Below are 19,288 nucleotides of genomic sequence, written 5' to 3'. Positions count from 1 at the left end.
AGCGGTTATCGGGGTTCGTCGCAGGGTGGCTCGGGTTATCGCGGTTCGTCGCAGGGCGAGAGCGGTTATCGGGGTTCGTCGCAGGGTGGCTCGGGTTATCGCGGTTCGTCGCAGGGCGAGAGCGGTTATCGGGGTTCGTCGCAGGGTGGCTCGGGTTATCGCGGTTCGTCGCAGGGCGGCTCCGATCATCGTGGTTCGCGCGGCGAGGCCAATCGTGGTGCCGCGCAAGGCGGTTCGGGCCCGCGTGCCTCCGGTTCGCGCGGCTATGCACCGGGAAGCCCTGCGCAGCAAGGTAATCCGTCGCGCCGCACAACGTCGGCCGCGCTGTCCGCGCCTGTCGGGAAGAAGCCCAAGAATCCGAAGCCGCAGAAGAAGGTCGTCTCCGCGCCGCTGCTGAGCAACGCCAAGCCGGCCAAGAAACAGCACGTCGACCAACCCGCCGAGGGCGGCCACGAGAAGTTGCCGTGGGGCGAAGGCGAGCGGCTGCAGAAGGTTCTCGCCAAGGCCGGTGTCGCCTCGCGCCGCGCCGCCGAGGAGATGATCGCCCAGGGCCGGGTCGAGGTCGACGGCGCGATCGTCACCGAACAGGGCCTGCGGATCGATCCGCAGCATGCCGTGGTCCGCGTCGACGGCACCCGCGTGATGGTGCGTGAGGAACTGGTCCATATCGCGCTGAACAAGCCCAAGGGCTGGCAGTCCACCATGTCCGACGATCTGGGCCGCCCGTGCGTCGGCGATATCGTCGCCGAACGCATCGCGGCCGGTCAGCGCCTGTTCCACGTCGGCAGGCTGGACGCAGACACCGAGGGGCTGTTGCTGCTCACCAATGACGGTGACCTCGCGCACCGGCTCATGCACCCGTCGTTCCAGGTGCCCAAGACCTATCTGGCGACGGTGAACGGTGAGGTGCACAAGTCGATCGGCAAGCGCCTGCGCGATGGTGTCGAACTCGACGACGGTCCGGCCAAGGTCGACAAGTTCCAGGTGCTCGAGCTGGGCGAGGGACGTTCGCTGGTCAAGATCGTGTTGCATGAAGGACGCAAGCACATCGTGCGCCGACTGCTCGATGCGGTCGGCCATCCGGTGACCCGGTTGGTGCGCACCAATATCGGTCCGGTCGCCTTGGGCGATCAACGGCCCGGCACGCTGCGCGTGATCGGCCGCGATGAAGTCGGCAAACTTTACGAGGCGGTGTCGTTGTGAACGGTGTAGAGATTCCCGTGGAGGTCCCTGCGATGGTTGAAGGCACCACGCCGCTGGTCGTTGCCATGGACGGGCCTTCGGGTACCGGCAAGTCCAGTGTGTCGCGGCGACTGGCAACCCGGCTCGACGCCAGTTACCTGGACACCGGTGCGATGTACCGCGTCGCGACGCTGCGGGTGCTGCGCGCCGGTGTCGAGTTGACCGATTCGGCGGCGATCGGTGCCGCGGTGAAGGAACTGCCGCTGACCATCGGCACCGATCCCAGCCGCGAGCTGATCCTGCTCGATGGTGAGGACGTCTCCTCCGAGATTCGCGGCAATGCCGTCACCAAGGCGGTGTCCGCGGTGTCGGCCGTTGCCGAGGTGCGCGAGCTGCTCGTTGCCCTGCAGCGTGAAATCGCTTCCGCCGCACAGCGAATCGTGGTCGAGGGGCGCGATATCGGCACCGTCGTGCTGCCGGATGCCGACGCCAAGATCTACCTCACCGCCTCGGCTGAGGCCCGCGCGCAGCGGCGCAACCAGCAGAACATCGCCGAAGGTCGCGGCGATGACTACGAGGGCGTACTCGCCGACGTGCAGCGTCGCGACACCCTCGACTCCACTCGCACGGTGTCCCCACTGCGTCCGGCCGACGACGCGGTGCAGGTCGACACCAGCGAACTGAATATGGATGAGGTCATCGACGAGCTGTATCGCGTTGTGGTGCGACAGGTTTCGATCGGCCGGACAGGTAGGACATTGTGAGCGAGCGAACCAAAGACACGGCAGTGTCACTCGTGACGGAGCCGAGCGCCGGCGAGGCGCAGTCATGAGTGAAGACGTTCTCGCGGGCGACGGCGTCTGGAGTGACGAATCCGATTGGGAGATAGCCGACCTCGATGGTGAGTTCGGCGAGGACGAACACCTCGCGATGCCGACGGTCGCGGTCGTCGGCCGCCCGAATGTCGGCAAATCGACGCTGGTGAACCGGATCCTCGGTCGCCGTGAAGCCGTCGTCGAGGATATTCCCGGCGTGACCCGCGACCGCATTTCCTATGAGGCGAACTGGGCGGGGCGCCGTTTCCTGGTGCAGGACACCGGTGGTTGGGAGCCCGACGCCAAGGGCCTGCAGCAGTCGGTCGCCCGCCAGGCCGAACTGGCGATGGAGACCGCCGATGCGATCCTGCTCGTGGTCGATGCCGTGGTCGGCGCGACGGCCACCGACGAGGCCGCGGTGAAGAAGCTGCGTCGCTCCAAGATTCCGGTGATCCTGGTCGCCAATAAGGTCGACGACGAACGCGTCGAGGCCGAAGCCGCCGCGCTGTGGTCGCTCGGTCTCGGTGAGCCGCGCATGGTCAGCGCCGCGCATGGTCGCGGCACCGGTGACCTGCTCGACGATGTCCTGGAAGTCCTCCCGGAGACCCCACGTGAGGGCACCGGCGGCACCGGCCCGCGCCGGGTCTCGCTGGTCGGCAAGCCCAACGTCGGCAAGTCCAGCCTGCTCAACAAGCTTTCCGGTGATGAGCGTTCGGTCGTGCACGATGTCGCGGGCACAACCGTCGACCCGGTCGATTCGCTGGTCGAATTGGGCGGCAAGATCTGGAAATTCGTCGATACGGCTGGTCTGCGTCGCAAGGTCTCCCATGCCAGCGGTATGGAGTTCTACGCATCGCTGCGGACCAAGGCGGCGCTGGAGGCCTCCGAGGTCGCGATCATGCTGATCGATGCCTCCGAACCGATCACCGAACAGGATCTGCGGGTGATCAGCATGGTCGCCGACTCCGGTCGCGCGCTCGTGTTGGCCTTCAACAAATGGGATCTGGTCGACGAGGACCGACGTCTGCAGCTCGACAAGGAAGTCGACCGGGATATGGTCCGGGTGCCGTGGGCTCAGCGCGTCAATATTTCCGCGCATACCGGACGTGCCGTCCAAAAGCTCGTGCCCGCAATGGAAACCGCGCTCGAATCGTGGGATAAGCGCATCCCTACCGGTCGGCTGAACAACTGGCTCAAGGAAGTCATCGCGGCGACGCCGCCGCCGATGCGCGGTGGTCGGTTGCCGCGCGTGCTGTTCGCCACGCAGGCCACCACCCGGCCGCCGACCTTCGTGCTCTTCACGACCGGGTTCTTGGAGGCGGGTTACCGCCGGTTCCTGGAGCGTCGCCTGCGTGAGGAGTTCGGCTTCGACGGTTCACCGGTTCGCATTTCGGTTCGCGTACGCGAGAAGCGGGAACGCAGGAAGTAGTCCTCGGAACGGACGTCGTTGTCCAGCAACGGCGTCCGTTCCGGATACGCCATCAGTAGAAGTCGGCGAGGTGGTCGGTTACCCACTCGGCCAGGGAACGTGCCGGGCGACCGGTGATATCGGCGACGGTGGTGGTGATTTCGGGGCGGGGAGCGGCCAGCATCTTGGTGTAGCCGTCGAGCAGGACATCGACGAAGGAGTCGGGGAAGGTGGCGTCGTCGAGTAGGCGCTGTCTGGCCTGTGCGCTTGTGAGTTCGGCCCAGCGCAGGGGGCGCCCGAGTACTTCGCCGATGACACGTACCTGCTCGGCCTGGGTGAGTAACTCGGGTCCGGTCAGCGTGTATGTGACTCCGGCATGGGCATTTTCGGTGAGTACTCGGGCCGCGACGGCCGCGATATCGGTCTCGTGGATCAGGCACATCGGCAACTCGCCGTGAATGCCGTGCACGATATCGCCGGTTCGGATCTCGTCGGCCCACCAGAGCGTATTGACGGCGAAGGTGCTCGGACGCAGGACCACAGATTCGATTCCACAGCCGTGCACCAGCTTTTCCTGATCTTCGAAGCTGAGGTCCGAGATGCCCCCGGTACCGAGGAATACGATGCGGCGGGCGTGCTCGGTGATGAGATCGAGTGCGTTGGGCAGTTGTGCGCCGGTGTGCAGCGGCCACAGCAGGAAGACAGCGTCGATGTCATCGAGACAGTCGACGAGGGTTTCGGGTTCGGATAGTTCGGTGTGTACGACCTGCACGTCGGGCGGGAAATCGGCAGACGCTGGGTTGCGGGTGCCCGCGCGCACGGTGTGGCCTGCAGCGCGCAGGTGCGGGACGAGCTGGCTGCCGACGTTTCCGGTGGCGGCGAGGACGAGGATTCTCATGCCTCGATCCTGGTGGCGGGGAGCGGCTTCAACCAGAATCAGGCCTGATATTGCTGAAAACTGTCGAACTTGGAGGGTTCGGTGATGGATACCGTCGAAAGAGGGCTCATTCACGCGCTGCAGCTCGACGGCAGGGCATCCTTCCGAACCATCGCCGAAGTTCTCGACGTTTCCGAGAACACCGTGGCACGTCGGTATCGTCAGCTGCGGAATACGCATGGGCTCAGGGTGATCGGACTGGTGAACGGTCAGCGGCTCGGTTACCTCCAATGGACGATTCGGTTGCGCTGCACCCCCGAAGCCGCCGGTTCCGTCGCGAAAGCCCTTGCGGCACGGGACGATACATCCTTCGTATACCTGCTCTCCGCTGGCACCGAGGTTTCCTGCACGGTGCAGACCCGCAGTAGCGAAGAGCAGGAAGCCTTACTGCTGCACAAACTTCCACGCACGAGTCGAATCGTCGCAATGTCCGCGCACTTGCTGCTGCGCGGATTCGTGCTGCCCGACGGTTGGCGGGGTTTGGCCGCGCTGACACCCGACCAGGTCGACCATCTCAGGTCCGCCCCCATCGACCCCGAGGACGGACCCCTCCACCTCGACGAAGGTGATAAGTCCCTGCTGCGCGCCCTCAACCACGACGGCCGCACCTCCTACTCGGACCTCGCCACTGCCACCCAGTGGGCCGAAGCCAAAGTCCGCCGCCGCATGGCAGCATTGCGCCGCAACGGAATACTGCAGTTCCAGCTCGATATCCCCTCCGCTGCACTGGGATTCCGGACCGAGGCGCGGCTCTGGATCGCCGCACAACCTGCCGCCACCGTCAGCGTCGGCGAGGCGCTGGCCCGTCACCGCGAAGTCTCCTTCGCCGCCGTCACCACCGGCGCTACCAATCTGGTCGCGGCCGTTAACTGCCGTGATCCTCGAGATCTCGGTCGCTACTTGACCGAACGCATCGCCGAAGTCCCCGGCATCGCCACGCTCGAAACCGCTCCGATCATTCGCACCCTCAAACGCGCGGGTTCGCTGCTTCTCTGACGTGTGCTGCGTCACGATGCTGAGCCGCCGCATCCGGCGTAAGTTCGTTAATTAGCGAAATACCGAAGGGAGGTGGATGTGCTCGACGAGTGCAAAGCGTTGGCGAATGAGACCCGCTTGCGCATCCTCGCGTGGCTCAAGGAACCGGACGCGAACTTCCCGCAGCGGGGCGAGGACACCGCCGAGCTAGGGGTGTGCGTCGGTCTCATCCAGCAGAAGGCGGGGACCTCGGCCTCGACCATATCGGCGCACCTCGCGATCCTGCAGCGCGCCGGATTCCTCAGCGCCACTCGCCGCGGCCAGTGGACCTACTACCGCCGCGACGAAGCCCGCATCCTGGCCTTCACCGAAGAACTCCACCGCGTTCTCTGAGCTACGAAGGAAGTTTTATGCCCACCGCACTGTCGATCCTCGATTTGGCGTCGGTCGCACCCGGCCGCAGCGCACGCGACAGCTTCGAAAACAGCGTCGCACTGGCCAGGGCCGCCGAGCGCAACGGCTATCGACGCGTCTGGTATGCCGAACACCACAACATGCGCTCGATCGCCTCCAGCGCCACCAGCGTGCTCATCGGTTACGTCGCCGCGCACACCGAGACGATTCGACTCGGCGCGGGCGGCATCATGCTGCCCAACCACTCGCCGCTGGTGATCGCGGAGCAGTTCGGCACCCTGGAGACGCTGTTCCCGGGGCGGATCGATCTCGGACTCGGCCGCGCGCCGGGCAGTGACCAGAAGACCATGTTTGCGCTGCGCCGCAACCCTTCCTCGGCGGACTCCTTTCCGCAGGATGTGCTGGAGTTGCAGGGCTACCTGTCGGGCAACTCGCGGGTCCCCGGTGTGCAGGCCGTGCCGCGCGCGGAAGGCATTGTGCCGCTTTACATTCTGGGGTCGTCGCTATTCGGTGCGCAGCTCGCCGCTCAGCTCGGCCTGCCGTATGCCTTCGCATCCCATTTCGCGCCGGACGCGCTGCACCAGGCGGTCGCCGTCTACCGCGACAGTTTCCGGCCCTCGGAGCAGTTGGCCGAGCCGTATGTGATGGCCGGTGTCAACGTGTTCGCGGCCGAGGACCACGATGCGGCGGTGGCGCAGAAGACGATTTCCTATCGTGCCCGCGCGCGAGCCATGATTCGACGGGGAGCGGCGGGCGCGGACTTCACAGATGAGGAGATCGATGCGTTCCTCGCCTCACCGAACGGCAGCCAGCTCAGCGCGATGACCAGGTACACCGCTGTCGGCACACCTGCCGAAGTCCGTTCGTACCTGGCGGAGTTCGCGGGCTCAATTGATGCGGACGAACTCATCGTCGCTCACCACGCCACCGAAATCGATGACCGGCTCCGGTCCGTCGAACTCACCGGCGGCCTCATCGCCGAGCCGGTAGCGCCCTAACTCACCGAGCCGCCGACGATCAGGTTCGCGGTGATGGTGCCGTCGGCTTCCTTATTGCCGTAGACGACGACCGCGGCACCGACCGTCACATCCGACACGCTGCGGCCGGTGACGACCAGCACCTGGGTAGCTGCGTTGACATGAACGTTCGTCGTGGCACCCAGAATCCCTTCCACCGCAAGCGTTTTGCCATCGTTGGCAGTGACCTTGCCGATGGTCAGCCCGCGATTGACCTGGACCGCGTTCGCCGGGACTGCGGTGGCATTGGTGGCCGCCGACCCGGCGGTCGGTGCCGAATCGGGTGCCGAACCCATGGACGCGATGAAGAAATACACCACCAAGGAAAGCAGGACCGCGAAGCTGGTGCCGATGAGCATGCCGAGATCGGGATAGTGCTGCCCTCGCTTCGACGGGATTGTGATGGCAGTGAGTATCACCGGGTCGATGGCCAGCTCCGCGCCGCCGCTGGACTCCTTGCTCGGGAGGCCCTTGGGCTGGTTCGACCACGGCGTGGCCGGGGGACTCATAGCTTCAACGTTATTTAACCGACTGCGAATACCTATCACCACTGGCGGGAGCACTTCGACACCGTTGACACGCCAAGCGGGTCGGGGTGCGGCCGAAGCGGCGGTACCTGGCATTATCCGTGCATGGTCATTCCCAGCGTGCTGCCGGAACGCCCTACCGTTGGAACCCCGTTCGAAACCGGCTGGCCGGTCCGCCTGGCCGATACCGACCGGGACCAGCGTCTGCGCCTCGACGCCATCGCCCGCTACCTGTAGGACATCGGCTTCGAACACCTCGACGCCGTCCAAGACGGCGACATCCACCGCGGCTGGGTCGTCCGCCGCACCGTCATCGACGTCCTCGAGCCAATCGAGTTCGGTGAGCACGTCACCCTGCGCCGCTGGTGTTCGGCCCTATCCAACCGCTGGTGCAATATGCGCGTGCAAATCTGCGGCAGCAAGGGCGGTCTGGTCGAAACCGAAGGATTCCTCATTCATTTCGGCACCGAATCCGGTGTCCCCGCCCGCATGAGCGACCGCTTCATGGCGCCCATGTTGGCCAGCACCACCGAACACCGCCTGCGCTGGAATGCCGCACTCACCGACCCGCTACCCACCGGGCCCGACATCGAAGAAGTGCCCTTCCCCCTGCGCGTCGCCGATTTCGACTGGCTCGATCACGTCAACAACGCCATCTACCTCAGCGCCCTGGAAGAACTCCTCGCCACCCACACCGACCTCACCTCCGGCCCCCACCGCACCGTCATCGAATACAGCAAACCGTTGACAGCAGGCGAGCAGGTCCGCGTAGTCGGCCGCCGCACCGGCAGCACACTAGACGCCTGGTTCGCCGTAGCCGACGACCCACGAGCCGCCGCCCGCGTCACCCCCCGCTGACTCCCGCCCCACCCGCCACACCGATAACCAGGCGATTCGGCGTCTGACCGTCCCCTGAGGTAATCTTTCCGAGCGCCCGAACACCAGGCGCAACGGGCTGTGGCGCAGCTTGGTAGCGCACCTGACTGGGGGTCAGGTGGTCGCAGGTTCAAATCCTGTCAGCCCGACACACGAAACCCCTTCCGACCAGCATCGGAAGGGGTTTTCTCGTTCCGCGACACGCCGTGGGATTCGAACCGAGCCAGTCAAAATCTCATACTTTCGGCTCGCCCACGTGCCCAGGCCTCGAGCACGGCCCTGTTGTCGGGCACGGTCTCGGGCACGTCGATGTAGTGGGTCTTGGCGACCTCACGGGTGTTGCCCAACTGGCGGGCCGCGCGTTCGGGATCTCCGGAAGCGTGATCGACCGCGGTGGCCACGCCTTTGCGGAAGGTGCGAGGGGTCACCCAGGCGAATTCGCTGCCGCGTGCGGCGCGCCAAATGCGGCCGAAGTTGTTGGGATTGCGTACCGACCCGTTGCGCGCGGGAAACAACAGCCGGTCAGGGTTGGGGCAATCGGTGACCTCGAGGTCCTTGATCGCCTCGCGCACGGCTTCGACGGTGTGCTCGGGCAACAGGATCCGCCGCCACCCGTTGTCGGACTTCGGTGCGGGTTTTCGCACCCAGCCGCCCGCGCCGGCACCCTTGACCTCCACTAAGGTGCCAGTGACATCGAGGTAGGGGTCGCTGGCATCGAGGTCTATGTCATCGAGCAGTAGCGCGAATACCTCGTGCGGGCGCATCCCGGTTCCGGTGATCACATCCACCACCCAGACCACCGTCCAATCCCGCGCCGGTCCGCGTGTATAGGCAGGTGTGCCGGGGATGGCCTCACCGCGTGCCCACGCCCGTACCTGGGCTCGGAACTGCGGCAGCGCGGTGTGGTCTTGTACCTTGCCTCGGGCCGGGTTCCGACGGCGTACGAAAGCGCCGACCCCATCCACAGGGTTTGTCTCCAGTGCGCCGTGACGGACTGCGATCTGCATCATTGCCCGCAGAATGATCTTGTGCTGCTTGGCCTTCCGACGCAGCCCGAGCGCGACCAGCCGTTTGAGGTGCCGATCGATCTCCCCGGAAGTGGCCTGCCATACCTGCAGGTTCCCGACCGAGTTCTCGATCTTGATCGTCGCCCGGTTGGCGCGACGATCCCTGGACACATAGACCTCGCGTCGATAATCCTCGATGTTGCCCTCGGTATAGGCGTCGTCGTTGCTCAACTCGAGCAGTAGTTCCGCGGCCAGATCGATCAGCTTGGTCGTTCGGGTGATCCGTCCGTAGCCGATCTGTTCCCGATGATCTCGCATCGCCTCGGCCAGGCGATTGCGCGCTTCGTCGGCACTTTCCCCGACGCGTTCGAGCTGCACCCGACCAGCGGCGCCGTAGAAGTACACCGTGGTGCGCCAGCGTCCGTTCTTCTGCTTCTTCGGCTTCGTCGGTGTGCCGAAGGTTCCTACGGGCTTGGGGATTCTGCCGCCCAATTCTGCTTTCCTCCTTCGGTACTCGGTATGTGGATTCTTGGGGTGTTGCGCGTTGTCGAGTCGTGGACCTAGGCGGCCCTGGCAGGTGCTCGGTGGAGTGTGTGAGATGGCTTCGTCGGACGGGTGGATTCGGCCGAGGTGGGTAGCGATGCCCAGCGGTGACGAGTCTCGAAGGTCAGCGGCCCGGTTTCAAGACCCAAAAGTTTGCTAATTAATAGCTGTTAACGGCAATGTTCAGCCCGGTCGGAACTCCCAACCGCCATTTGCTAGATATTTGCCTGCGGTGAGGGGATGATCGGTTCAGGGGGAGTCGAGTTCGGGGGATACGCGGAGTCAGGGTAGGTCTCACATACGCCCCTAGGAAGGGGAAAACGATGGCAAAACCCACCACGTCCGGTCTGCTCTCGCCGGAGGAGTTCCAGGCTATCCTCGCCGCCGTTCATGCTCACGAGCGAGCGCGGATGGAATCCATCGCGGCCGGCCACGACGCACAACAGCCCTACCAGTTGCCTGCTCAGCTGCCCAGCACCCAGCTGGACCAGATTCCCGGCCTGCTTCTGGATGCCCTCGTCGCATCCGGCACCAAGCCCATGCAGGCCCAGCTCGAGACCGCTCTCGACGGCGTCTTCCCGGCCGCCCAGCAACGCGCGAACGACCAGATGAGCCCAGACGACTTCGCCGACCTGCTGGACAAACAACTGGCGGACGACGAGGTCCAGTTCGACAGCGCGACCGACCAGCTGAAATCGGCGTTGTTACAGATCGCTATAGCGCATCCGGAGTTGCAGGGCGTCAGCCTGAACCTGTTGCGCGATTTCGTGGGCTTCGCTATGGGCATCTGGAGCGAGGTCGCCGCTGTGTTCGACGGGTTGAAGGGCAGCCGGTTCTCGGGCCTCTATCCCAGCCTGCCCGAGTTGTTCCAATCCTGGCAGAATAAGGTCGAGGACTTCCCGAACAGCCTGTCGAGCTGAGCGGCCGCCACGGCGAGTTCCGCCGCTGACCACACCTGCTGCACTACCACCTCTCAGGGCCCTGGGCCGGCTTCCATCAGCGGGTAGAGCAACCAGGAGGCGAGGAGCATCCACGCGGAATCCGGCGCCTACGATCTACCGCAGATAGTGAATCTGCGCATCAACCTCGGCCATGTCGAGGAGCACTTTCACAGCCGCCGCGAGCTTTCCGGCAGTGCGCGACACCTGCGGGTAGCGGCGCAGCTGAGCCCATCTTGACGGGGCACAGCCCCTGTGGGGTTAGCACCGGTGTCCGGAGGGGGTATTGACCAGTACGCCAACCTCCTGCAACACCGAAAATTGCTGGTCATCGGCAAATAGCAGGTGGCGTGACGGTTCTGGTCCGGTTGTCGCAGGTTCGTGCCCCCGGCAGGGCGCGGCGAACATCGGAACGCAGACGACGAGCGCGTCCTCGGCGGCGAATTGGCTGTTGAAGCAGATTTCGCGGTTGTCGACGAGCTGGTGGCCGCGAGATTGGAACGTATCGCCCCGGACTACTCAGGGCGCCCTGCTGCCTGCCGAGGGCGTCGGGTCGCCGCGTGAGCGGATCCTGCATGTTTTCGAACGGTTGGAATACCTGGAACCGGTCCAAGACTTTCGGGGCTGCCCCTATGTCGCGGCGGCGGTTCAACTCAAATCGCCCCAGCATCCCGCCAGCCGGGTCGCTCGCCGACAGAAGGACGGTCTGACCTCGTTCTTCCAACACGAGGCCGAACGCGGTGGTGCACCCGACCCCGGCCTGCTCGCCCGGCAGCTGACCCTCATTTTCGATGGAGCCAGTGCTCGATCGGTTGTCTAACCCCATGCCCTCGACGGCCTCGCCGTCGCCACCGCCACCACACTCCTCGATGTCGCAGGCGTCGATAATTCCTTGCCGGACAATGGTATTGGTCAAGACGCGATCGTCGCAGACACTCCTGCGCGGTAGCGAGCTGTGTAGAAACGTGGTGATCGATCGGCTCGAAGGTTCGCGGCCGAGCCCGTACACGTCTGCGCCACCGGGGATGGATCGAAGTGCAGCGGGTGTATCAGCAAGCGGCCGTGTGTTTTCGGTGAGGGTGTCTGGGTATCCGGTGCTGGCCGGGAGGTGGGTGGATGGCTGTTGAGCGGGTGTCGGGCCCGATGGATCTTCGATGGAGGTCTTGGCGTGGTGCGCTGTGGCGCACGATCGGTGCGGTCTGGTCGGACAAGCTCACGGATTGGGCTGCGGCGCTGACCTATTACAGTGTGCTGTCGCTTTTTCCGGGGCTGATGCTGCTCATTGCGGTTCTCGGCATGCTGGGCTCCAGCTCGACGGATTCGCTGATCGACACCGTTGAGCAGGTCGGACCCGGTAGTGGTACAGCACTTTTGGTCGATGCGATCAAGAATCTGCAGAGTGCGCGTTCGCTGTCGGGGCCCTTGGCGGTGGCGGGGTTGGCTGTCGCGGTGTGGACGGCCTCCGCCTACCTCGGCGCTTTCATTCGCGCTGCGAACTCGATCTATGAGATCGATGAGGGTCGTGCGATGTGGAAGACGTCGCTATTGCGGCTGGGAATGACCGTGGTGATGCTGGTCGTTGTCGCGGCATGCACGGTGGGGGTGGTCGCTACCGGAGCGGTGGCTCGCGAGGTCGGCGGGTGGCTCGGTATCGGCTCGGCGGGTGTCCGCGTGTGGGATGTGCTCAAGTGGCCTGTGTTGGCTGTGCTGGTGAGTTTGGTGTGTGCGCTGCTCTATTGGGCCGCACCGAATGTTCGACACCCTGGGTTTCGTTGGCTGACACCGGGAAGTGTGCTCGCGGTAATTCTCTGGGCCATTGCCTCAGCCGGATTCGCGGTCTATGTCGCGAATTTCGGCTCCTTCAACAAGGTTTATGGCTCATTGGCCGCTGCGGTGGTCTTCCTGGTGTGGGTGTGGATCACGAATCTCGCTGTGCTGATGGGAGCGGCGTTCGATGCCGAACTAGCGCGTGGGCGCGGCATCGAGCAAGGACGGTCACCGGATGCGACGCCGTTCCTACCGGCGCGCGACGAACCCGAACCAGGAGACGCCGCCGCGTGACGAGCAGTCGTTCACGGCGTGTTCGCGTTCCATTTTTGCAGGCGTGCGCCGCTTTTCCGGGACCGGACCAGCTTGTTGAATGCTTGGCGGAGCTGGATGATTCGGATTCCTCCTGCCACGGCCATGACCAGTAGCCCGACACGGCGGCGACCAGGATCGCGACCCCGATCGGCAGTGAAATGCCACCCAAGGAAGCCGAGCCGGACGAACGCTGGTCGTGTTCTGAACTACGAAAATCAAGAGCACGATCAGGAATGCGCCGCCAGCGGCCAGGCTCACCCAGATGCTGCCCGCTCTGGTGCGGGAAACCCTGGTCGGCGGCGGCAGCGGGGGCTGGTCGGAGGCGACGGTGTGCGCGGTGCTTCGTCGCGCTCAGGACGTAAGGACGGTTTACCTTGCTCGGCAGACTCCACAATGCTCTCCTCAGTTCGCGACATCAGCGGAACATCGGGCGTTGTGCGCCGCTCTCATGCGGGCTTCCGCTCTAGCGGAGTAGCCCAACTGTCACTTCCGAACCAATCCCGGAGTCGGCCGCCGCCACACGAACGAGAAAAGGCTCCGCACCTCAATGGTACGGAGCCTCTACCAAGTCACGCTGATCAGATAGCGCGGACGTCCTGCGCCTGCGGACCCTTCTGGCCCTGGCCTACCTCGAACTCCACGCGCTGGCCCTCGTCGAGGGACTTGAAACCCGCCCCGCCGATAGCCGAGTAATGCACGAAGACGTCAGGGCCGCCTCCGTCTTGAGCGATAAAGCCGAAGCCTTTTTCACCGTTGAACCACTTCACACTGCCTTGAGCCATGTTGTTTACTACTTCTTTTCTGTAGGTGAGCCGTGCAGACCACTTCGATCCACCCAGTCTCAACCGACAACTATGCCACAACCCGCACGATCGCGCGCCCGGGCTCACAGCCGATGGGCCAGGCCCGCCTGCCCTCGACTACCCGAGGGCCCAGCGACCGAGCTCTATCCGCCGGGCACCACGCCCGACGGCCGGATCCGCAATCCCTTGTGCCGGTTCGTCTCGGCCCGCAGCTATACCGGGCGACCGACGTTCTGCTCGAACTGCCCCTGGAAATTCCCCGCCGTGCTGTATCGGGCCACTACATATACGGTGGCCGAGGTACCAGAGATGGTGCCTTATCGACAGTTGACCGCAGCTGCGGTGACCTGTTTGGTGGACTTCCACACCACCTGGGTGAAGTGCCCGGTCGCGCCGGAAAAGACCGGGTTGTTGTAGTTGTCCTTGGAGGATTCCGCCATCCAGGACGCGAGCGCTTTCTTGATGGCGCCAGCGGTGTCCTGGCCGTTGTAGAAGTAGAGGTTCTCCCCGTACTTCCCACCGGAATTGGAGTGCTGGAACTTGCATGTGCTGGCCCACTGGAGGGTGCCCGGGTACAGGGCATCGCTCCAGGTCAGTGGCGGCGCACCGTACTGGGCCCGCACCTTGTTGTGTGCGGTCAGAACTTCGTTTTTGAAGGCGGGGGTCGGGCCCGCCGCCTGCGCCGGAACGGCATTCGCGATCGATCCGCCGATCACGGCAGCCACGGCGACAACGATCGCGGCGCAGGAGTTCCGCACCGGAGTCCCCCGTCTGCGAAGGCTCGGTCGCTCGAGTCGGCGAAGGGTGAGGAATTTCAGGAGTTCGCGCATACACATCTCCAATTCAGCGGTGTCGAGATCTTTGGAACGGACCGCCTCCGATCCCGGCGCGAGTCCGCGAGTAGCACCGTTGATTTGGTGCCGGCGTATCCGAGGATTGACGATTCACAGACACGAATGCCGCAGGTAGGGCGGGTTGACCTTGGGTCGGAGCCGAGCACCTGCCCGCGTCCATCTGAGCTGCTGCGCGGCGCGCGTTCGACCGTCGCGGCGAGCTACCCGACCGAACATCCGCTCATGCCGAGAAGCGCGCATCCAGCGGGTACGCGCTCAAGGTGGGCAGACCCCGAGTCGTCAGAGCGCGTTTCGATGCTCACCAGGGTGCCAACCGCTAACGGCAAGTTTGAGTTTCACCCATCGGCCGTCGGGTGGTGAGCGACAATCGCTAGGCCAGACGTCGAGTGCGATCAACCACTGAGGAGACCGAACCGATTTTCGAGGCCGACTTCGAGCCGGTCTCCTACGGGTTCCGGCCCAACCGGCGGGCCCAGGACGCGATCGCCGAGATCCACTACTACGGCACCCGTGGTTACCGCCGGGTGCTGGATGCGGATATCGAGGCGTGCTTCGACCGGATCGACCACACGGCCCTGATGGACCGAGTTCGATTGCGGGTCAGGGACAAACGCGTCCTGATGCTGGTCAAGGCGTTCCTGAAAGCCGGGATCTTCACCGAGCTCGGCGAGCATCAGGACACGATGACCGGCACCCCGCAGGGCGGCATAGTCTCGCCGCTGTTGGCCAACGTCGCGCTGAGCGTGCTCGATGAGCAGGTGATGGCGCCGTGGAAGCGGGGCGGGACGATGGCCAGCGAGGCCAAGCGGGCCTACCGTCGCCGGAAAGGGTTGCCGACGTGGCGGATCGTCCGCTACGCCGACGACTTTGTCGTGCTGGTCCACGGGACCGAGTACGACGCTGCGGCGATGATCGTAATGTTGCAGACCCGGCACCGCTGGAACTGGACCGATATCCGCCGCCGCTACACCACCCGCACTGGGCGGTGGCTGCCCATCACGGCGGCGGACGGGACCGTGTTGTTCGACCTGAACAGCGTGACGGTCAGCCGTTATTGCTGGCGCGGACTGACGGCAGAAACCGTGGAGAGCCCGTTGCGTCGAGAGGCGCACGGCGGGTTCGGCGAGAGGTTCGGGGAAACGGAGCAGGAGCAATCCCGCCACCGCGCCCCGGGCCTACTCAGCGATCTGGCGCTGTGTTGCTCAGTGGCTCAACAGGGTTCGCTTTCTTATTTGACTGAACTATCAAACTTGTTCTCGCTGTCCAGGAGAACCCCATTCCGGAACCGACAGAGGGTTTCGCGCTGTAGTGCAGGGGCGTCAACGCGGCGCTCGCACGTGTAGTCGTCGCACTGCGCCGAGTGTGTTCGCATCGCTCGGCGGAAAGTGTGGTGGATAGAGTGTGACCGTGCGTCTCGGCGATGGGGAAATCAGAAGTCTTGTAGCGGAATTCAGTGATCTGGCGCGTCGGTCCGGAAGTGAAGGGGTAAGTCGCTCCGTCGAGCTTGCGGATCGGCTGGAAGCCGACCAACTCGTGGAGGTGTTCCGGACTGCCCGTGGCATCGCCTTCGATGAGCTGGGGCCCGAGCACTTGTTCGGCGGCTCCGGTCCGTGGTACCGGTGGCAGATATCGGATGTCTTGCTTCAGCTCGAACACCACAGCTGGAGTGTTCGGATGTCGTTGGTGCCCAAGGAAGAAACCGAGAGGGCCGAGCACCGCGCCTGCGAGTGGGGCGATCGCGACTACGTCGCCGCCGAGGTCGGTGTTTGGGTCGCCGAATTCGACAACGGTGGCATGTGGAACGGATATTCTCCCGGAGGCAAGCTGGCTCCGGACTGGGATACCTTCCAGGAGTGGGCAACCGATACGCTCCGCACTCTCGAGTCCGACCTCACGATCCTCGATATGGATCTGTCGTTCCTCATGACCCCGGTACATGGTGACGCGAGGAGTATTCAAGTCTTCATCGAACCCGGGAGGATCCATGCCGTCGCGTCTCAACCGCACTACATGGACCGGGAGATCCTTGGCTCCCTCGGGTGGCAGACGGGGAACAGCGACGCCTGGTTCGCGGTTCGTGAAGCACCGAGCCACGAGGATGTGCAGTACCTGGCCGATCTCATCACCACCACCTTGCGCGCCTACGGGCTGGAGTTGAACCAGATCGAATACTCCACGACCTGCAGGTACTCAGACTGGGTCAACCTACTGGGCTTGGGTTTGGGCCACCTCTGATCGTTCCCTCGCACCGCTCGACGGAAATTGACGGGCAGGAATCTTCCGGGCAGCCGCCCGCCTGCCGGAACTGATGAACGTCGGCATGAGGCGCGGTGCCGGTATTTCATCGGGTCCGTTTCCTCATGCCGCGTTCCCGAACCGGACGTGCCAGTTTCCCGGCATCCGGCTCTCCGGCAACCATCGCAGCCGAAGCTGCGCTGGATGTCCGATCCCGTTACGGCTCTCCGCATTTCGCGTACCTCCCGGCTCCCGGACATCCTGCGCGAAGCCCTGCTGCGGTGCTGCATCTGAGCACCGGGGGTAGCCGCAGTATCGACAAGACAGCGAAATGCTGGTCAGAGAACATTCGTGAGCATCTCGCAAGGCCCTCGCGGCTATCGACGCCTTCGCAGTTCAGCGTCACCGGGCTGCTTCCACCATTGACGAAATGTTGGGTTTATGCAACAGTTTGTTGTGTGACTCCCATGAGGCGTGGGAAAAATCTTCCCATTTACAACCGCATCGGGGTATTACGTGCCGAGCGGAGAATGAGCCGGGCCCAGCTTGCCGAGGCGATCGAGGTGAATCCGCAGACGGTCGGGGCGCTGGAACGGGGCGATCACTATCCGAGCCTCGATCTGGCGCTGCGGATCTGCGATGTGTTCGGCTTGCCGGTCGAGGCGGTGTTCTCGCGGAAGGAATTCGCGCCGCTGTCCACGGCGGTCTACCGGAACGACGGAGGGGATATTCGATGACGCACCCGAATCTGCTGGAGCGCTACCAGGCTCGCCGGACACGCCGGTTCGAGTTCTACGCCGAGCGCTGGGCCCATATGTTGCCGCGGTGGCGGACGCGTCGCCGCCGCCGGCTGCTAGTGGTGGTCCTCGCGACGATGTTCCTGGCTCTGGCGGTCGTCGCGGTGCTGATCGCGTGCGGTCTGGAGCGGGGACCTCTGCTGTGGGCGCCGGTCTGTCTGCTGTTCTTTCCGCTGTGGATATCGCTGCAGCTCGTCTCGGGACGCCAAGCCGACGCGCCCCTCGGCGCTCTGGACGAATGGGAGATCGAGCAGCGCAACGCGGCTCGCTCGGTGGGGCTCACCCTCACACAGACGCTGGCGATGATTCCTGCGATCTGGCTGATCGTCGTGGGCGGATTCACCGACCTCGACAATATCCAGGCGGCCTACGCGGGCGGGGTAATGCTGCTGACCGCGCTGCTCGTCGGCGCCTGCACCCCGACCATGATCCTGGCCTGGACCCGGCCCGACCCGGAACCGGAGGACGAGTGATGAACCTGCTCACCGGAGACGTGATGCTGCTGCTTCTCGACGAACGTACTGGGCACTCGATGGCCGACAGCACCCGTACCCCAAGGATTCTCGCCGGAGCAGTGCTGCTGGACCTGATCGACGCCGGGGCAATCCGGCTGGCCGGGCCGGGCAACGAGGCGAAACCGGGCCGGATCGTGGTGAGCACGAACAAGAGTGCCGATCCGATACTGGGCGACGCGCTCGCCAGGATCGAGGCGGCTCGTTCGATGAAACCCCGAGCTGCGATTGAGAAACTGTCGAAGGGGTTGCAGCCGAAGGTGTTGCACCGGCTAGCGGACGAGGGCCTGGTACGCGTCGAACACCACCGGGCACTGGGCATCTTTCCCCGGACCGCCTGGATGCCGAGGGGACACCGCAAGGAACTCCGGGACCGGCTGACACCGCCGTTCGCACACCCTGACGCCCCTGTCGAGCCTCGCGCCGCCGCCTTGATCTCGCTGTTGTCGGCGGCCGACGCGGTGCCGAAGATCTTCCCCGACCGCGACCGCCGAGTGGTGACGCAGCGGGCCAAGGAGATCGCCGCCGGGAACTGGGCCTCGAAGGCGGCCAGGGACGCGGTGCAGGCGGTCGACGCGGCGCTCACTGCCGCCGTCGTGGTGAGTGCCGTGGCAACGGGCTCAGCGTAGGTTCCGGGTACAGGGACCGAGACCGCCGAAGCCAGTCCGATCGGCGGCTGGCTGCCGCCCAATCATCTCGACCGCAGTCTGCTGCTTTACGGCCCGCTCGGGACAAGTTGCTGCCTGGGCTCTTTCCGACTGCTCAGCACTCCCAACCGGCGCATCGGCCAGTGGAAGCACCGCCCGACGGCACCGTCACCACCCTCGATCAAGTCGAGGCGCGCGCACCCCTGCTCGCGGGACTCATAGGCTGGTCCCGACTCACGCTCGAAGCCAACTTCACTGCTTTCCTGGACGCCATCGACGCCGCCCTGTGAACGCGACATAGAAAGACCGTCTTCTGGGCACGGCCGAGCTCGATCATCGCCTGATATGTCGGATGGTTGGCGTTGGCCTTCATGAACCTGCGCAGGATCGCCTCCGTCGAGGCGGTGCCGGTGCGGATCGCGGTCGCGTACTTCACCATCTGGTCCTACTTCCTTGCTCGACGACGCGATCCACGCCATGAGCCCGGCCGCAGGCGACGGCGCCAACATCGCCCTACGCGACGCCGCCGCCCTCACCACGACATTGACCGGTGCAGCCGCCCGCCGCCCGCTGCACGCCGCCTTGCGCGACTACGAACAGACCATGGTGCCGCGGTCGAGGAAAGCGAGCACGGCGAGGCGACCGAGCTCGTCGGAGGCGGCGGTGATGGCTCCTCGGCACCGCAGTCCTGCCCCGAATACGCAAGGCCTGGACTGATCA

At 64.7% G+C, this 19,288-nt stretch carries 22 protein-coding genes, 1 tRNA gene and 2 pseudogenes; 19 read left to right on the top strand and 6 right to left on the bottom strand.

Annotated features, from left to right (window positions below):
• From AB0J47_RS31955 to der, 3 genes are all read left to right on the top strand, one after another.
• The coding region (locus tag AB0J47_RS31955) for a pseudouridine synthase (RefSeq protein WP_364354535.1) at nucleotides 1-1,203 on the top strand (1,203 nt) is incomplete at its 5' end.
• Between the two features lie 32 nt (nucleotides 1,204-1,235).
• On the top strand, nucleotides 1,236-1,946 hold the full coding sequence (gene cmk / locus AB0J47_RS31950; protein WP_364354532.1) for a (d)CMP kinase: 711 nt from the start codon (nucleotides 1,236-1,238) through the stop codon (nucleotides 1,944-1,946).
• Nucleotides 1,947-2,010: 64 nt separating this feature from the next.
• The gene (gene der / locus AB0J47_RS31945; RefSeq protein WP_364354529.1) at nucleotides 2,011-3,426 is read left to right on the top strand and encodes a ribosome biogenesis GTPase Der; all 1,416 of its coding nucleotides are present in this window, start codon (nucleotides 2,011-2,013) and stop codon (nucleotides 3,424-3,426) included.
• Nucleotides 3,427-3,478: 52 nt separating this feature from the next.
• Here the strand turns inward: der and AB0J47_RS31940 are convergent, their stop codons facing one another.
• Nucleotides 3,479-4,303 (bottom strand): NAD(P)H-binding protein, encoded by an 825-nt coding sequence (locus AB0J47_RS31940; protein WP_364354526.1) that lies wholly within the window; start codon nucleotides 4,301-4,303, stop codon nucleotides 3,479-3,481.
• Between the two features lie 84 nt (nucleotides 4,304-4,387).
• On the opposite strand from AB0J47_RS31940, the gene AB0J47_RS31935 reads away from it, so the two are divergent.
• The 3 genes from AB0J47_RS31935 to AB0J47_RS31925 all read left to right on the top strand — a co-directional run bounded on the left by AB0J47_RS31935 (nucleotide 4,388) and on the right by AB0J47_RS31925 (nucleotide 6,729).
• Nucleotides 4,388-5,338, top strand: a complete 951-nt coding sequence (locus AB0J47_RS31935; RefSeq protein WP_364354523.1) for an Lrp/AsnC family transcriptional regulator — start codon at nucleotides 4,388-4,390, stop codon at nucleotides 5,336-5,338.
• A 78-nt stretch (nucleotides 5,339-5,416) separates the two neighbouring features.
• Nucleotides 5,417-5,710 carry a metalloregulator ArsR/SmtB family transcription factor gene (locus AB0J47_RS31930; protein WP_364354520.1) on the top strand — a complete coding sequence of 98 codons (294 nt, stop codon included), beginning with the start codon at nucleotides 5,417-5,419 and terminating at the stop codon, nucleotides 5,708-5,710.
• Between the two features lie 17 nt (nucleotides 5,711-5,727).
• On the top strand, nucleotides 5,728-6,729 hold the full coding sequence (locus tag AB0J47_RS31925) for an LLM class flavin-dependent oxidoreductase (protein ID WP_364354517.1): 1,002 nt from the start codon (nucleotides 5,728-5,730) through the stop codon (nucleotides 6,727-6,729).
• Here AB0J47_RS31925 and AB0J47_RS31920 read toward each other — a convergent pair.
• Nucleotides 6,726-7,256 carry a hypothetical protein gene (locus tag AB0J47_RS31920; protein WP_364354514.1) on the bottom strand — a complete coding sequence of 177 codons (531 nt, stop codon included), beginning with the start codon at nucleotides 7,254-7,256 and terminating at the stop codon, nucleotides 6,726-6,728. The genes AB0J47_RS31925 and AB0J47_RS31920 overlap by 4 nt on opposite strands.
• A gap of 123 nt (nucleotides 7,257-7,379) precedes the next feature.
• Here AB0J47_RS31920 and AB0J47_RS31915 point away from each other — a divergent pair, with 123 nt between their 5' ends.
• The 3 genes from AB0J47_RS31915 (at nucleotide 7,380) to AB0J47_RS31905 (ending at nucleotide 8,299) form a co-directional block, all read left to right on the top strand.
• Nucleotides 7,380-7,511, top strand: a complete 132-nt coding sequence (locus AB0J47_RS31915) for a hypothetical protein (RefSeq protein WP_364354511.1) — start codon at nucleotides 7,380-7,382, stop codon at nucleotides 7,509-7,511.
• Nucleotides 7,512-7,514: 3 nt separating this feature from the next.
• The gene (locus AB0J47_RS31910) at nucleotides 7,515-8,132 is read left to right on the top strand and encodes an acyl-ACP thioesterase domain-containing protein (protein WP_364354589.1); all 618 of its coding nucleotides are present in this window, start codon (nucleotides 7,515-7,517) and stop codon (nucleotides 8,130-8,132) included.
• Nucleotides 8,133-8,225: 93 nt separating this feature from the next.
• Nucleotides 8,226-8,299 (top strand) — tRNA-Pro (locus tag AB0J47_RS31905).
• 78 nt (nucleotides 8,300-8,377) lie between these two features.
• Here the strand turns inward: AB0J47_RS31905 and AB0J47_RS31900 are convergent.
• Nucleotides 8,378-9,649, bottom strand: coding sequence for a hypothetical protein (locus tag AB0J47_RS31900; RefSeq protein ID WP_364354508.1), 1,272 nt, complete (start codon nucleotides 9,647-9,649; stop codon nucleotides 8,378-8,380).
• A gap of 374 nt (nucleotides 9,650-10,023) precedes the next feature.
• On the opposite strand from AB0J47_RS31900, the gene AB0J47_RS31895 reads away from it, so the two are divergent.
• From AB0J47_RS31895 to AB0J47_RS31885, 3 genes are all read left to right on the top strand, one after another.
• Nucleotides 10,024-10,620: a hypothetical protein gene (locus AB0J47_RS31895; protein ID WP_364354505.1), complete on the top strand. Its 597-nt coding sequence runs from the start codon at nucleotides 10,024-10,026 to the stop codon at nucleotides 10,618-10,620.
• A 469-nt stretch (nucleotides 10,621-11,089) separates the two neighbouring features.
• Complete coding sequence (locus tag AB0J47_RS31890) at nucleotides 11,090-11,458, top strand: hypothetical protein (RefSeq protein WP_364354502.1); 369 nt, start codon at nucleotides 11,090-11,092, stop codon at nucleotides 11,456-11,458.
• Nucleotides 11,459-11,754: 296 nt separating this feature from the next.
• Nucleotides 11,755-12,699 carry a YihY/virulence factor BrkB family protein gene (locus tag AB0J47_RS31885; protein ID WP_364354499.1) on the top strand — a complete coding sequence of 315 codons (945 nt, stop codon included), beginning with the start codon at nucleotides 11,755-11,757 and terminating at the stop codon, nucleotides 12,697-12,699.
• Between the two features lie 599 nt (nucleotides 12,700-13,298).
• Here the strand turns inward: AB0J47_RS31885 and AB0J47_RS31880 are convergent.
• Both AB0J47_RS31880 and AB0J47_RS31875 read right to left on the bottom strand, forming a co-directional pair.
• On the bottom strand, nucleotides 13,299-13,502 hold the full coding sequence (locus AB0J47_RS31880; protein ID WP_194815528.1) for a cold-shock protein: 204 nt from the start codon (nucleotides 13,500-13,502) through the stop codon (nucleotides 13,299-13,301).
• A gap of 338 nt (nucleotides 13,503-13,840) precedes the next feature.
• Nucleotides 13,841-14,248 (bottom strand): CAP domain-containing protein, encoded by a 408-nt coding sequence (locus AB0J47_RS31875; protein ID WP_364354495.1) that lies wholly within the window; start codon nucleotides 14,246-14,248, stop codon nucleotides 13,841-13,843.
• 539 nt (nucleotides 14,249-14,787) lie between these two features.
• On the opposite strand from AB0J47_RS31875, the pseudogene AB0J47_RS31870 reads away from it, so the two are divergent.
• From AB0J47_RS31870 to AB0J47_RS31845, 6 genes and pseudogenes are all read left to right on the top strand, one after another.
• Nucleotides 14,788-15,720, top strand: a pseudogene (locus AB0J47_RS31870) (reverse transcriptase/maturase family protein); the annotation flags it as partial.
• Between the two features lie 58 nt (nucleotides 15,721-15,778).
• Nucleotides 15,779-16,612: a hypothetical protein gene (locus tag AB0J47_RS31865; RefSeq protein WP_364354492.1), complete on the top strand. Its 834-nt coding sequence runs from the start codon at nucleotides 15,779-15,781 to the stop codon at nucleotides 16,610-16,612.
• Nucleotides 16,613-17,070: 458 nt separating this feature from the next.
• Nucleotides 17,071-17,349, top strand: coding sequence for a helix-turn-helix transcriptional regulator (locus AB0J47_RS31860; RefSeq protein ID WP_364354586.1), 279 nt, complete (start codon nucleotides 17,071-17,073; stop codon nucleotides 17,347-17,349).
• Nucleotides 17,346-17,882 (top strand): hypothetical protein, encoded by a 537-nt coding sequence (locus AB0J47_RS31855; protein ID WP_364354489.1) that lies wholly within the window; start codon nucleotides 17,346-17,348, stop codon nucleotides 17,880-17,882. Before AB0J47_RS31860 ends, AB0J47_RS31855 begins: the two co-directional genes overlap by 4 nt.
• The gene (locus AB0J47_RS31850; RefSeq protein ID WP_364354486.1) at nucleotides 17,882-18,550 is read left to right on the top strand and encodes a GPP34 family phosphoprotein; all 669 of its coding nucleotides are present in this window, start codon (nucleotides 17,882-17,884) and stop codon (nucleotides 18,548-18,550) included. Before AB0J47_RS31855 ends, AB0J47_RS31850 begins: the two co-directional genes overlap by 1 nt.
• Before the next feature lie 161 nt (nucleotides 18,551-18,711).
• Nucleotides 18,712-18,858: a hypothetical protein gene (locus tag AB0J47_RS31845; protein ID WP_364354483.1), complete on the top strand. Its 147-nt coding sequence runs from the start codon at nucleotides 18,712-18,714 to the stop codon at nucleotides 18,856-18,858.
• 2 nt (nucleotides 18,859-18,860) lie between these two features.
• On the opposite strand, the pseudogene AB0J47_RS31840 reads toward AB0J47_RS31845, so the two are convergent.
• Nucleotides 18,861-19,013: pseudogene (locus AB0J47_RS31840) on the bottom strand (Tn3 family transposase); the annotation flags it as partial.
• A 32-nt stretch (nucleotides 19,014-19,045) separates the two neighbouring features.
• Here AB0J47_RS31840 and AB0J47_RS31835 point away from each other — a divergent pair.
• Nucleotides 19,046-19,285 (top strand): hypothetical protein, encoded by a 240-nt coding sequence (locus tag AB0J47_RS31835; protein WP_364354480.1) that lies wholly within the window; start codon nucleotides 19,046-19,048, stop codon nucleotides 19,283-19,285.
• The last annotated feature ends 3 nt before the right edge of the window (nucleotides 19,286-19,288 follow it).

The sequence above is a fragment of the Nocardia sp. NPDC049737 genome (genome assembly GCF_040674755.1).
GTDB lineage: Bacteria > Actinomycetota > Actinomycetes > Mycobacteriales > Mycobacteriaceae > Nocardia.
The sequence above is the reverse complement of the archived record's forward strand: the minus strand, read 5'-3'. Positions and strand labels throughout refer to the sequence as shown.